Raw genomic sequence first — 14,040 nt, 5'->3', positions numbered from 1 at the left:
ATGTGATAGATAAACATTTTGTTTGTTCGTGTTTATGTGGATGGTGCGCCCAGATAGTGACTATGTCAAGTGATTATCGGTGTTTATTGGTGTTTATGTGAAAGAGTGGTTTCTAAGTTCGGATTTAGTGGGTTTGGATGGAATGCCTAAATCAGTGACTGGCGTCTCCCAAAAAGGCAGACGTAACAATTGGTTATCAAGAAAAAGTGCTACTTCTAGCAAAGTATTTGAATACCATATTTCTAATTTCCACCCAGATGTAAAAAAACAACTGATTGAGAAATACGTCACGGATCTTGATGAAGCGGAATATCTATTAACTGCATCAGCACCTAGCGTAACTTCGACGTCAGTAGGGCAAGTTGATATTGGTAGCAGCCAAACTAGCCAGCAAGTTGCTAGTCGAGCTTCTCGTAATACCGATGACAATGTCACAGAGATTTCGAATGTTAAGTCTGTGAAAGCCACTTCTCAAATAGGCGATATGTGCGCTGTACCTGTTTACAACGTTTATGCCTCTTGTGGGTTTGGTTCTCAAAACGATACCGAGTACCAACTTAGAACCGAATTCCTACCTTGTTTATGGTTAAGACGTTTTGGCCTGACAGAAGAAGATGCTCGTATCATCATTTGCCACGGAGACTCAATGGAAGACACTTTGAGTGACGGCGATGAAGTATTAGTTGATACCCGAGAACTCGATCACCCAGTAAAACACGGTGTCTATGTTGTTCGTATTGGTAAGCACATTTACATAAAACGCCTGAAGTACGACATTATGGCCGAGGGCTATAACGTCATCTCAGACAATAAAGAAGAATATGATTCGTTTATCGTGAATGAGGAGAAACTCGACGATTTCGCGGTAATCGGGAAAGTTATTACCACCGTCATGAAGGCGGTGATTTAGAAAAGCGAAGGCGACCTCAGGGTCGCCTTTTTTGTTCTTGGAGATTGATAGAAATGACAATAGTTGTATCGATGGGCGTGCTAGTCATGATTTTGGTGACCATTTTAAAAGTATCGCGAGATCACGCTTATATTGAAAAGTCACGCGAACTGCAAACTTGTGGCCGCGTAACTGTGAAAGAAATGACAGTTAAGCCGTTTTTAAATAAAAACATCAACTAATCAAAGAAAGGTAAGAATGAGAGATTTCAAATATTTAGGGAAAAGTCCTGAAGGATACAATGAGTACGAGTGCCCTAACCCAAGTTGTAAAGAGAAAGTACTGTCCGCATTATTGACTTCGGTAACATCGTGCGACCGTGGATGTGAATTACAAGCTGATTGCTACTATTGTGATCAACCGGCATGTCTGGAACCTAAGAGCTCTAGTGGACCTCGTCAAAAAAACACACCAATGACAAACCCTGATTCAGAAATGATTGAAGAGTTGAGTAAAGAAATAGATGAGCTACCACAATCCGCTCCTGAAGGAGGGCAGAGGAGGCCAAGAAAACCAAAGCACAATTAGTATGGAGTTTGGTGTGACGATTTATTGATAAGGCACTCTGTAGGTTTGCTTTATTGTGTTTAGTATTGATGTTTTTATCTTTAATGAGGTATCAGTGTGGTAGATAAACAAAGTAGACAGCTTAAACTATTAGAGGTACTTCGTGACCTAGATAAAAAAGGTCAAGTATTCGGTGTTAAAGAGGTCGCTGATTCAACAGGTTACACCGTTAACTCAGTAAATAAGTATTTTAATGAAAAGTTGAAAGGGGAGTACCTTTCGAAAATTACACGTTCGACGTGGAAGTGCCAAGGTATCTGTCAGCTTTCAAATGAAGGTTTTTTAAGTCTTATGTCTCAAAGCTTAAATACTAAACAGAAATCGTCAGACGAAATACTTTCAGACCAATTAATTAAAAGAAGTCACGATGCATTTACGTTAGCCCTTGAAGTCTATAATCGTCCAACTTTGGGTAATAGAGTTGAAGCTTTTACTATTATGATGGTTAATGCTTGGGAGCTTATGCTTAAGTCTGAACTAGTAAAATCTAAAGGCGCGAAAGAAATATTTAAAGACAGTAACTTTAGCATTAGCGTTCGCGACGCAATGAATAAGCTTATGAAGTCGGATGACAACATCACAAAAAATCTAGATACGCTTATCGACTTACGAGACCAAGCGATTCACCTTCTTATCCCAGAACTGCAACCTCAACTTTCGCGTTTGTTTCAATCTACTGTTTTGAATTATCAAAAACGTTACAAACGCGTAATGGGTAACAGTCCTTTGGCTGGTCAAAGTGTCGGCTTGTTAAGCTTAATTGTTGATGGAGTTGAACCAGAAGTGGCTGTCATCAAAGAGAACTATGGTGACTTGACGGCAAGCCAGGTTAAGACTTTTCTTGGTAAATTTACTCAAATGGCTCGTGAGTGTGACTCAGATGAGTTTTCGATTGATGTTGACTACAAATTAGCGTTGACTAAGAAAGAGTCTGATAGCGATTTGTCGTTGTGTCTTAGTGATGCTGGCGAAAACGCTATCATCATTCGAGAAACAAAAGACTTAGACATTACGCACCCTTACCATCAAAAGACAGCTATTGCTGAAATTAATCTTCGACAGTCCCTGAAAATTACGAGCTTTTCTTTCCAAGCTGTGCTTCAAAAGCACAAAATACAGAATTCAAAACGCTCGAATCACCACTACGAGATCGACAGAAGGCACCGTTATTCTGAAGCATTTATTGAGTGGTTTGCTAAGAGTTTAAGTCAGACAAATTGGCTAGAAAGCGCATTGGAAAGTTACAAAATGAAGCGAAGCAAGAAAATAAAAGTATAAAATCTAAGTACTTTTAAAATTGGTGATGAGGTATGGCATTTGTTATCTACAGGCACTGTTCACTAGATATTAGCACTGGTGTATATGATAAGTAGTACTTGATCGACTTATAGTAGTAGTCGCACTTATTTAAGTTCGACTACTAAAAGGTAGAATGAATAGAGCTGATATGAGGCGTTTACGCGACTTGACCAGCCTCTGATTCACTCGTGACAAGAGATATCATTTGTGTGTATAACGAGGTATTTTCGAAGTGATCTCTTGTGTATTTACTACGTAGATACCTCTCAACTGCCTTGTCATTTACATTTCGGTCCGAAGAAAAATGTTGACTGAATACTTCCGATAGCAATTGACAAAAGTCATGACCATTCGCTGTTTGATACTTGCAGTGGTCAACGTCACATAGCTCTCGATATTTAGAGATAATGTCTTCACGATTGCTGTTATCGACTCGCGGACTTCGACTAATAACGCCGTCTATGAAAGTGTCAATGTTCACTGTTACATCGAATCCATTTATCGAAACTGACTCAGTGGACGCATAATTCATTCCTTTAAACATAGCATTTAATCCGAGAGTTTTGCATGCAAATTTAACTAGACCAATTTTGTGACAAGCATCCATTAAAGTGTCTAATAGTGCATCACCTATAGCGTCAATATTCATAAGATGTAATGCGTCGGTCTTGCTATATTCGGTAATGAAGTCAGTCATGAATTCGTTATGAAGCATCATGATTTCAGAGTCATGTCTATCGGTCATGAAAATATCGTTATAGGTATTATCAAGTAGGTGATCGAAATCTGCATCAACCACACCATAGACATCGTTAGAGATTCGAGTTTTCAAATTGGTTACTGCTGCTATTACCTCGTTTTTGCCACTTGCAGGAGTACAGTAGAAAAATTCATCGTTTCTCAATACCATATTGAATAATGTTATATCAGTATCACCCTCTACAACAAAAACCACTTTATCGCCCACACTACTTGTCTGAACTTGCAGTAGGAGAGAGGCAAACTTTGTATTTTCACCACGAGAGTTTGCGGCGTTCATTAAGCTTGTCATAACTACTTAGTACCTGTGTCAATCTCGTGTTTATCATATAGATCTACGGATATATGCCAGTCATCATTGATGATGTCGGGAGAGTGTGTCGCGAGAATAAGTTGTGAGTAGTTATTAAATCTAGCTATTTTTGCAAATTCGCCTAAAAGACTTTTTTGCCATGTTATATGTAATGAGATCTCTGGTTCATCGATTAATATCAGCGTTCCATTTACCGCATTGAATATGAGGTCAAAGAAGATGGAAACTTGATTTTTCTCACCAGAAGATAAGAGCTCAAGAGGGATGTCATCTTTCGAGTGATTAAAGAACCCAAATCCAACTTCAGGATTAATGAATAGTGTTTTAAAGGCAAATTTTTTCGATGCAATCAGCTCTGAGAATAATGTTAGGCGGCCAATAAAGTCTTCGCTTAATGATACCTCGTAGAAGATATCACTCAACTTCTCATTCAAGCTTGCTGCAGAGCTAGGTAAACAACTTAGCTCGTGTGGTTCAATTTTGAGGTATTTGTTTGAAGTTGATAGCAAGCCCAATTTTACATAAGGGGTTAGTTTTTCTTGTAAGCCAACTATACGCTCTTTAAGCATATCAGGAAGTTGCTCACGGGTAGATGCTTGTTTTCCAGTGATACACGAAAACAACTCGTCAACAAGTGTATCTAGCTTCTGTGTTTTGTTTTTCGTCTCTTGCATGCTAGTTGCTAGATCTGAACGTTGCTGTGTGATGATTTTGTTGGATTCAGACTCATTGTTAAGACGCATTGAGTTAATAAGTATAGAATGCGCTTTTGTGTTATCAAAGATCGTTTCTTGAGATATGTGGCATTCGGTATGTGTGATTATTTTCTTCGTCTCATTTAGAAACGACTCAACTTGAAGACCAGTATTACTATTCAAGTAACGGATATGACCAAAGTTAGTGAAAATATCAAAAGAACCAAATTTTATCTTAGCTAACTCTGAATAATTATTAGATATCGCATGATGAATCAGCTTAAGAATCATCGTTTTACCGTAACCGTTTGGACCAGTAATGATTAGTTGCTCTGAGTCGGCAAACTGAAGGTCATAATTTAAGAAGCCAAAAAGTCGTTGAATTGAAATTTTATTTATTTTTAAGTGCATTTTCTTACGTATGTTTATGAAAACTGGGCATATAGTACCATCAAGCAAACACGCGTAAAGTGTAGATTGTACGCAATCATGCATATTGTTCTTAATACTTAACTTATATTGTCAACTTCATGCTTAACAGGCGGCTACGGTAATAATTTATATCTTGCGGTTGTGCAATTTATGCGGGAACAACTGGGTATAAACCTGCCACAAAGTATTTAGGTTCCTATGCCCAGTTACTTGAGCGACTTCTTCAATTGTAAAACCTTTCTCGAATAAGCGGCTTGCACCTTCGCGCCGTAGATCATGGTAGCGTAGGTTATCAATCCCAACCTTTTGACACACTTCCACAAAGCCTCGACCAACTGAGCGTGGGTTGTAAGGAAAGATCAACTCTCCCTTACGCTCTTGCCTCATCACAATATCGAATGCTTCACCGAGTAGAGGAACGACCATATGGTTGCCTTCTTTCTTACGTGGGTCTTTTCGGTCACGTACGATCACTGTTCTAAGTTCTTCGTTTAAGTCTTCCCAACGAATACCACACACTTCGCTGACTCTCATACAGCTCAGAATGCTGAAGTCTAGAAGCATGGAGTAGGGGATTTTGTTTTCTCTACGCTGCTCGCGTTCTTCTAGTGCTTCTTTCAGCAGGTCTATTTCATCGGTAGTAGGGCGTCTGGTTCGTTTCTCCGACTTACCGATGAGCTTCATTTCATACAGAATAGGCGTTGCTTCTAAGAATGTGTTCACGTTCGCGGCAACGTTGAATACAGGGTTAGCTCGTTTGAATACTGAACGTAAATAGTAGATGTCTGAATAGACGGTAGAGGGTTTGGTTCCCGTACCGCATCTATTCTGGCAGTGCTCAATCAAGTCTTTAGTGGTTAGCTCATCGGAATAGATTTTTGCTATGTCACAATCACGGAGCATTTTTAATACGGTTTGTTTAGAACGGCCAGTATTGTCCCAGAGGTTTTTGTTTTCAATGTACATGTCTAGCAACTGACCAATGGGTACAGAACGGTCTTGGGTTTCACCTTCTTCTATCTTTCGTACTTCATTTTTTGCCCAGGCAGTAGCGAGCGTTTTCTTCTTATGAGTTTTGGAGAAACGTTGAGCAATTTTGCTCCGGTGTTTCACGGTAACGGTGGCTTTGTAGCGAGATTCACCGCTCGCTAGAGTTCGCTTTTCAATACTATAAGATGCCATGAACGTGTGCCTCTGAGGTGTACCAAAAGGGTGATTTGAGGGGTACAAAAGGTGTACCAAGGTTAAGAGATTATAGCAGTTTATTGAAGTTCTTCTAGGTTGTTATTTTTATTAAGTGTTTGAAAATAATGGTGTATGTGGCTATTGCTAGGTAGGGCGGGGAGTGGTGTATTTTAGTGAAACTTATAGATTGTCGGTTTAAGAGCCATTGAGAGGGTGTCTTAGGTAGAAATAGTGAAGGGGAATATTACCTTAAATCTCTGAATAGCGGGTAAAAAAATAGCCAGCAGAGGCTGGCTATTTTTAGAAAGCTTTAAAATACTAAATTAAAGTACTTTGATGCTGTCAGCTTGTGGGCCTTTTTGACCTTGAGATACTACGAACTCAACTTTTTGGCCTTCAGCAAGAGTCTTGAAACCTTCGCCAGTGATAGCTGAGAAGTGTGCGAATACGTCTGGACCGTTTTCTTGTTGAATGAAGCCAAAGCCTTTAGTTTCGTTGAACCATTTTACTGTACCAGTAACTGTGTTAGACATGATGATATCCTAAAATTAAATTTTTATTTTGAGCCAATTGTGGCACTGATAGCGTGGAAAAGTTTATTGCTATTGCGTACAACACAACGGGGTTACTAGTAATCCAACGAAATGTTTATATACAAAGAACTTTCTTTCTAGCCGAGATGAAGTCTAAATTAAATCAGGGGATAGTCAATCGAATCCATAGTGAAAGGTTGCAGAAACTTGGGGGCAGTCAAACTTTGCATTCCTTAAATATCATGGAGTTACAGTTGTATGGTGATTTGTTGTCGTTTTTGTGAAAAAGGTGGTCGATATTGATGACAAATTTGGAGTAATTGCACTGTTTTAGCGCATTCATTTTTGCAAATTAAAAGCCGCTAATTGGGTCTTGAGCCCACTTTTTACGGCTTGTATCTATAGATTTCGTTGTAAGGAAAATGTCTTTACTTGAACATTTTATCGACTACTTTTTCAAGCGATAAAGGTTGCCATTATCAGTACTAAAGAAGATGTCGCCGTCTGGTGAGGTTTCAATGTCTCTGATTCGTTCACCTAAGTCTTCAAGTAGGCGCTCTTCTTCTATTGCCTCACCTTGTGTATTGACCGTCACCACATTGATATGGGTAAGCTTGAGTGCACCCGCTAATAGTTTCCCTTTGAGTTCAGGAAATTTATCTCCTTGATAAACCACTAAGCTGCCGGGTGCGATTGAGGGAATGTAGACCTTTCTAGGCGCTTCTATGCCTTCTTTGGTTTCAGATTCACCAACGCTGATTGGGCCCCAGTACTCTTTTCCGTGTGAGGTTACAGGCCAGCCATAGTTGGCACCTGCTTTGATTAGATTGATTTCATCACCACCGCGCGGACCGTGTTCAATCGACCACAACTTCTGAGTTGGAAAGTCGTAAAAGAGACCTTGTGGGTTGCGATGACCAAAACTCCAAATCTCATTGAGAACCTTGTTATTATCGGTGAATGGGTTATCACTTGGGGTACTTCCATCGGCATTCAATCGCAATATCGAACCTGCGTGAGTCAGTGTGTCTTGGCCATTGTCTCGCTCACCACGATCACCGATTGAAAAATAGATGTGGCTATCATCAAAGGTGATACGGCTACCAAAGTGGCGTCCGGCGTCTGTTTTGGACTTTGACACAAACACGTCTGTCCAATTGGTGACTTCATTATTGCTGTAATTAGCAGAAGCCAGTGTCGTTACGCCTTCACCATCGACGTCTTTACTATAAGTGACGTAGAACCTCCCGTTTTCAAAAGGAGATAATGCTATATCTAATAATCCGCCTTGGCCTTTAGCCCAGATATTTGGCAGCCTGAATAGTGTGTTTTGGTCGCCTGTTTTTAAATCAACGTGTTTAATGACGCCGGATTTTTCTGTGAGAAGCATAGTACTGTCATCGACATAAGCGAGACCCCATGGAATCTCGAGGCCGTCTGTGATTTTCTCTACTTGCCATGCAAAAGCAGAGAATATTGGACTCGATACGATGAGTGCCAAAGCACAGGAAAGAATACGATGATGAGTGTTCATGGCAGTCCCTTGATTTTCATGAGGTGGTATTAGTGTAGCTTGTGCTGATTTAAGTTTAAGGAAACATTTACTCCGTTTTCACTCGTCATGCTGGTGAGCTATCCAAAGAATAAGTAACTCATTCACTTAACTTTGATTCTTCGGCTTACTCGCAAACAACGGCAACCTTCTTGCTTGCAGCTGTCTTGGCTGGAACAGGATGATCGATCAGTCGAATAGGGGACTCATACAAAGCCGATAGCGCTTGTTCGTCGAGCAATTTATCCGCGCTGCCTTCCAACGCAATTTGACCTTTTTTCAGGGCGACAATATGCGTGGCGTAACGAAGCGCTAGGTTCAAATCGTGCAAAATAACGATAACCCCAACATCTTCTTTTTTGTTGAGTTTCTCTATGTAACTGGGAGATGTTAAGCAACACAGGTCTCGCTTCTTAATGTGCAAGTTTGGCATATGTTAATAAAATGTATAATCTAAAGGTCTGACCACTAAAAAGGTAGCCACCATGCCAAACCTCGCTCGTATTACTTGTTCTATCGATGAAAACCAAATTGCGACGGTTGTGTTGAACCGACCAGATAAGCTCAATGCTATTGATATGGCGATGTTTCAAGGGGTGAACAACATGGTCAGTCAGTTGAAAAAGAACACCGAGATTCGCGCCGTAATCGTGAAAGGCGAGGGAACCGATTTTTGTTCGGGGCTTGATGTTAAGTCCCTATTAACCAGTAAATCTGGGGCGATGAAGCTTCTTTTTAAATGGCTACCGACATTGCCAAACGCCGCTCAACGTTTTTCATTAGGTTGGCGAGATATTCCGTGCCCAGTTATTTTTGCGATTCATGGTCGTTGCTGGGGAGGTGGACTTCAACTAGCCAGTGGTGGCGACTTTAGAATTGCTAGTCCAGACGCCAACTTTTCTATCTTAGAAGCTAAATGGGGGCTGATTCCGGACATGGGCGGCGCCATCGCATTTCGAGAGTTGATGCGTAAAGATCACACCCTAGAAATGGCGATGACAGCCAAAGTGATCGACTGCGAAACAGCGAAAGAGTATGGATTGGTGACTAAAATTGCCGAAGATCCTTACGCTGAAGCCTATGCGTTGGCACTTGAGTGTGCGAATCGGTCGCCAGACGTTGTTGCTGCTAATAAGAAGCTCTACAACAAGACTTGGTGGTCAAGCCCTGGTATGGCTGTGTTCTACGAGACTTGGTATCAAATAAAGGTAGGGTTAGGTAAGAACAGGGCAATTGCTACTCAACGTGAAATTCATCGAGACAAGCCACGCCCATACGTTGCCAGAAAGTTTAAGTAGCGTTTGTACAGGAATAATCGATATTCCCTTTGTTTATAGGGCTTTGCGATAACCTTAGAACAATTTAATGTCTAAGGCTAAATGAGCATCCTGATGAACAAAACTTTTACTTACTCTCTAGCTGCCACTGCAATTTTTACTAGCTTAAATGCATTCGCAAGTGGCCTGTTTTTACAAGAGGCCGTTGTTGCCAACGCTGGTACTACTGGCGCTGGTGACGGTGTGTACACTCGCTCTGCGGCGGCGATGTGGACGAATCCTGCCACCATGTCTCACATGGGGGAAAGCAAAACGACCATCAACACCATGGCGTTCGATCTTGAAATGAAATATCGAGACAACGGTGACAAGCAAGACGGTAAAGGTCACTCAATATTGCCTTCTTTCGGGGCATTTCACGCTCATCAAGTTACTGACAAATTACACCTTGGTATTGCGTTAGGTGCAGTAGGTGGTTCTAGCCTTGATTACGGCAGTGAGTGGGCAGGCCATCTATTACTTCAAGATATTACGCTTACAGCGATGCAAGTGAACCCGTCACTGAGCTACCAGTTAAATGACCAGTGGTCCATTGGTGCGGGCGTACAATTAAGTTGGGCTGCGTTTCAACAAACAACGTCAATGCTTACTGCTAAGCAAGATACTGACTGGGCATACGGTTATAACCTTGGCGTAATGTACACACCTACAGATAAACTCAAGTTAGGTGCTAGCTACCGTTCTAAACTTGAGCATGAATTCAACAATGATGTAAACGGTAAGCTAGGTGCTAACGTTTTGAATTCGTTATCGACAGATATTGCTTTACCTGAAATCATCGACGTCAGCGCTAGCTACGCATTGAACAAACAACTTGACCTATTGGCGAGTATTCAGTTCCATCGCTGGAGTGCGTGGGATGAGACAGTATTAGATTTCGGAGCAACTGATTTAGGCGGAATTCCAATCAAGCGTGACTGGGATGACGTTTGGAAGTTTGCGGTGGGTGCTGACTATCAATTGAATTCAGATTGGCGTTTAAAAGCCGGCTTCTCTTACGAAACCTCGCCACAAGATGATCCTTCAATGCAGTGGGTTGACCTTCCTGTAGGTGAACAGTACCGCTACTCGGTAGGTGCTTCAACTTATTGGGATGACATCTTGATCGACGTGTTCTACGAATACGCAGATTTAGGTTCAGTTGACATGAATCGTAATCTAGCCGATACACCGGTTACATTGGTTAACGGTTCTTTCGATGGTCGTATCCACTTTATTGGTGTTAGCGCGACCTTCTAATGACATTACGTAGTCTATTAATTGTTACTGCCGTCATACTGGGCTCAACGGGTGCTTTTGCTGAAGAGAAGCACCCTGATGATCCGACTAAAATCGTGACCAAAGCCGGCGTTGCTTATAACGAAGATTTGCAGTTCTCTGGGTCTATTGGGCTTGATGAAGCGCGAATGATCAATGCTCGTGTCAATGCAGACGGTGAAGAGTGGCGAGTAGGTGGTTCATGGTTGTTGCCGATGGGTATCGTGAACTTCAACTTTAGCCGCTCTGAGTATGATAACGATGCTTACAAGAACAACTACAGTATTGGTACATTTATACCACTGAGTTATTTTGATATTGAGCCTTTCGGTTGGCAAATCTTCCCTATGGCTGGTTACAGTTATAATGATGGCGAAGTGGCCGTGTTCGATGATGATAACGTTGGTTCTGACTATGTATTGATGCCGAGTTCAACACACGGTGGCTACATTGGGGCGTTTGGCCTAAAAACGATAACCGATGAATGGTCTATCATGGGCTTCGGTGGCGGTTCCATGGGCTCTGATGATTATTCAGGCTATTGGATGGGAGTCGGCGCTAGCTACAAATTGAGTGACGCTCAGTCGTTCAATTTCTTCACTATTTTTGCCGAGGATGACTTTGGTGAAAATAACAGTGTCGGTGCTTCTTACACCTATGAATTTAAATAGCTTTTCTGACCATTGTCTTAAATAACTAGAACTGAGTGTAGGCTTACCGATTGGGTGACCCTACTCTTAGAATCTACTCTAATCCTTTTTTGTTGGCAATAGTTGCCTGTTTCTTATATGAGAGTTCCACTCTCTTAATCTAGATTAAGTTTTGCCTGCCATATTCTCTGTAGTATCCGCGCAATCAGCCTCACGCTAGATGGGGTAATTGCGTAGCATGATTGAATGAGGAATAGATTTGAGTATTTTGTTTACAGAAACCCGCATTGGCACCATGACACTGAAAAACCGCTTTATGAGAAGTGCAACGTGGGAAAATATGGCCACCGAAGATGGGTATATGACAGATAAACTGTACGCTATCTATGAAGAGTTGGCTCAAGGTGAAGTCGGCCTGATCGTGACGGGTTACGCGAACATCGTTGAAGAAGAAAAGCCGAATGCGGGCATGATGGGGATGTATAATGACTCATTCATTGCAGAGTATCAGAAGCTGACTCAACTGGTGCACGATAACGACTCTAAAATCGTGATGCAATTGGCTTATGGTGGCACCAAAACCACGCATGACCTTGGCGAACGAGTGATCTACGCACCAAGTGAAGTTCCAGAAAAAGGGACTCAAACACAGGGTAAAGCAATGACCAAAGATGAAATCGACTACATTGTTGATGCCTTTGCTCAAGCGTCATTGAGAGCACAGAAGTCAGGCTTTGATGGCGTCGAAATTCATGCTGCTCATACCTATCTGATTAACCAGTTCTTAAGCCCTTATTACAACCAACGTGAAGATGAATACGGCGGTAGCTTAAAAAATCGCATGAGATTCTTGCTTGAGATCTACACGGCAACACGCAAGTTGGTCGGTGATGGTTTTCCTATCTTGGTTAAGTTGACTGCTTCTGAGTTTTTCGAGGGTGGTGTAACCTTCGATGAAACGCGTTTGGTTTGTAAAAAGCTAGAAGAAGTAGGCGTTGATGGCATCGTGGTTTCTGGCAATATTCACGGTAAAGCCGACACTATGATTGGCGAGTCACACGATGGCTTTACCATTCAAGCTGAAGGCTATTTCCATGAATACGGCCACGCAATTAGCCAAGCCGTCGATATCCCAGTTATCACGGTAGGCGGCTTAACGGATTTTGATGCCATTGAAGCGATCGCAAACAACACGGGCATAGAGTTCTTCGCACTTTCACGCCCTTTGTTGTCGGAACCGCATCTAGTTAAGCGTTGGAAAGAAGGGGATAGAAGCCCTGTTGAATGCGAACGATGCTCTAAGTGTCGTACCAAGCGCGGTAACTTTTGCGTGGTGAATAAAGACAGAAAAGTACAGCTTGCTCGCATGTAGTCGCTGAACCCAGATCCAAGCGTGAGCCGAAATTTATAGCCGAGTCGAAGTTTGAGCCTGTGTAATCGCGCAGGCTCTTATTCATTCCGTATTCTACGAAATGAAATTTGAAATCTTATTAATCACTTCTACCTGTCAAATTGGTGCGATTAAACAGATACACTACGCCTGTAAATTATCCAACCAAGTTATCGATAACAAACTGAGCAAACTTTGAAATTACTTCCTCGTCTTAAGCAACCTCGAATCCACTGACGTCTCTTTAGTTTTAGCGACTTTGCTATGATTTAAGCGTGATAATCACTATTCACCCCAATGAACCCTGTGTTTATAGGGCATTAGTTTGTGCACCTTGAATTTGCATCGTCGAACATTTTGATATTAAAACGAGTAAAACTAAATAGATCATTCAGAGGTAAAAATGCAAAAGAAGCATTGGTCCAAATTCGAGTTGCTACATGAAGTCGTAACTAACCCTAATATTCACGTAAAAGGTCAACACAGTTATTACAGCGATTGCTGGGATAATGGCTTTGAACAATCGGTAGTTCGCTATTTACACGGCGACGAAGTCAGCCGCCAGTGGGAGCCTCGATGGGAAATCGACGAGCTCTATATTGGTGATTATGTCTGTATTGGCGCAGAGGTTGTGATTTTAATGGGTGGCAACCATACCCACAGAGTTGATTGGTTTTCGCTGTATCCATTTATGGATGTCATCGACGACGCCTACATTGGCAAAGGTGATACTCATATCAAAGACGGAGTTTGGCTAGGGATGCGTGCCATGATCATGCCGGGTGTGACCATTGGAGAAGGGGCGGTTGTCGCTGCGAACAGCGTAGTAACCAAAGATGTGGAACCGTACAGTATTGTTGGTGGTTCTCCCGCGAAATTAGTTAAACATCGCTTTGATAAGTCTGTTATCGAAGAGCTAATCTCAATGAAAATATACGACTGGCCTGAAGAGAAGTTTGAGTCATTAAGAAAGCACTTGTGTGATTCGGATTTTACAAAGTTAAAGCAGGCGATTGAGGATTATGACAACAGATTGTAGAGCACGAATAGAACGGAAGATTTGTGTAGGAAGATCTGCGTCATAGTTATATTGAAAAACACGTTAAATCAGTCCGTTACCTT

General features: G+C 41.7%; 13 protein-coding genes and 1 pseudogene. 8 read left to right on the top strand and 6 right to left on the bottom strand.

What is annotated here, in order from left to right; translation table 11 throughout:
• Positions 1 to 97: 97 nt before the first annotated feature.
• The 3 genes from QQ041_RS08810 (at position 98) to QQ041_RS08800 (ending at position 2,794) form a co-directional block, all read left to right on the top strand.
• Positions 98 to 910 (top strand): S24 family peptidase, encoded by an 813-nt coding sequence (locus QQ041_RS08810; protein WP_285953625.1) that lies wholly within the window; start codon positions 98 to 100, stop codon positions 908 to 910.
• A 53-nt stretch (positions 911 to 963) separates the two neighbouring features.
• Positions 964 to 1,131: a hypothetical protein gene (locus tag QQ041_RS08805; RefSeq protein WP_285953624.1), complete on the top strand. Its 168-nt coding sequence runs from the start codon at positions 964 to 966 to the stop codon at positions 1,129 to 1,131.
• Between the two features lie 442 nt (positions 1,132 to 1,573).
• Positions 1,574 to 2,794: a DUF3644 domain-containing protein gene (locus QQ041_RS08800; protein ID WP_285953623.1), complete on the top strand. Its 1,221-nt coding sequence runs from the start codon at positions 1,574 to 1,576 to the stop codon at positions 2,792 to 2,794.
• Between the two features lie 178 nt (positions 2,795 to 2,972).
• Here QQ041_RS08800 and QQ041_RS08795 read toward each other — a convergent pair whose 3' ends face one another.
• The 6 genes and pseudogenes from QQ041_RS08795 to QQ041_RS08770 form a co-directional block, all read right to left on the bottom strand.
• Positions 2,973 to 3,854 carry a DUF4435 domain-containing protein gene (locus QQ041_RS08795; RefSeq protein WP_285953622.1) on the bottom strand — a complete coding sequence of 294 codons (882 nt, stop codon included), beginning with the start codon at positions 3,852 to 3,854 and terminating at the stop codon, positions 2,973 to 2,975.
• 14 nt (positions 3,855 to 3,868) lie between these two features.
• A complete protein-coding gene (locus QQ041_RS08790; RefSeq protein ID WP_285953621.1) occupies positions 3,869 to 4,993 on the bottom strand; it encodes an AAA family ATPase in 1,125 nt (374 codons plus the stop codon).
• Between the two features lie 147 nt (positions 4,994 to 5,140).
• A complete protein-coding gene (locus QQ041_RS08785; RefSeq protein WP_285953620.1) occupies positions 5,141 to 6,196 on the bottom strand; it encodes a site-specific integrase in 1,056 nt (351 codons plus the stop codon).
• Between the two features lie 326 nt (positions 6,197 to 6,522).
• Positions 6,523 to 6,732, bottom strand: coding sequence for a cold-shock protein (locus QQ041_RS08780; protein ID WP_004737278.1), 210 nt, complete (start codon positions 6,730 to 6,732; stop codon positions 6,523 to 6,525).
• Between the two features lie 448 nt (positions 6,733 to 7,180).
• Entirely contained in the window at positions 7,181 to 8,266 is a 1,086-nt protein-coding gene (locus tag QQ041_RS08775; protein ID WP_285953619.1) for a PQQ-dependent sugar dehydrogenase, read from the bottom strand.
• Between the two features lie 145 nt (positions 8,267 to 8,411).
• Positions 8,412 to 8,654, bottom strand: a pseudogene (locus QQ041_RS08770) (ABC transporter ATP-binding protein); the annotation flags it as partial.
• A gap of 115 nt (positions 8,655 to 8,769) precedes the next feature.
• Between QQ041_RS08770 and QQ041_RS08765 the strand changes: the two are divergent.
• From QQ041_RS08765 to QQ041_RS08745, 5 genes are all read left to right on the top strand, one after another.
• Positions 8,770 to 9,582, top strand: coding sequence for a crotonase/enoyl-CoA hydratase family protein (locus tag QQ041_RS08765; RefSeq protein WP_285953618.1), 813 nt, complete (start codon positions 8,770 to 8,772; stop codon positions 9,580 to 9,582).
• Positions 9,583 to 9,675: 93 nt separating this feature from the next.
• Positions 9,676 to 10,860, top strand: a complete 1,185-nt coding sequence (locus tag QQ041_RS08760) for an OmpP1/FadL family transporter (protein WP_285953617.1) — start codon at positions 9,676 to 9,678, stop codon at positions 10,858 to 10,860.
• Positions 10,860 to 11,549 carry a hypothetical protein gene (locus QQ041_RS08755; protein ID WP_285953616.1) on the top strand — a complete coding sequence of 230 codons (690 nt, stop codon included), beginning with the start codon at positions 10,860 to 10,862 and terminating at the stop codon, positions 11,547 to 11,549. The genes QQ041_RS08760 and QQ041_RS08755 overlap by 1 nt, the downstream gene beginning before the upstream one ends.
• 238 nt (positions 11,550 to 11,787) lie before the next feature.
• Positions 11,788 to 12,900 carry an NADH:flavin oxidoreductase gene (locus QQ041_RS08750; protein ID WP_285953615.1) on the top strand — a complete coding sequence of 371 codons (1,113 nt, stop codon included), beginning with the start codon at positions 11,788 to 11,790 and terminating at the stop codon, positions 12,898 to 12,900.
• 421 nt (positions 12,901 to 13,321) lie between these two features.
• A complete protein-coding gene (locus QQ041_RS08745; RefSeq protein WP_285953614.1) occupies positions 13,322 to 13,957 on the top strand; it encodes a CatB-related O-acetyltransferase in 636 nt (211 codons plus the stop codon).
• The last annotated feature ends 83 nt before the right edge of the window (positions 13,958 to 14,040 follow it).

Source organism: Vibrio sp. TMPB1044 (genome assembly GCF_030442075.1).
GTDB classification, from domain to species: domain Bacteria; phylum Pseudomonadota; class Gammaproteobacteria; order Enterobacterales; family Vibrionaceae; genus Vibrio; species Vibrio satsumensis.
This window is presented reverse-complemented; position numbering and strand designations above follow the sequence as displayed.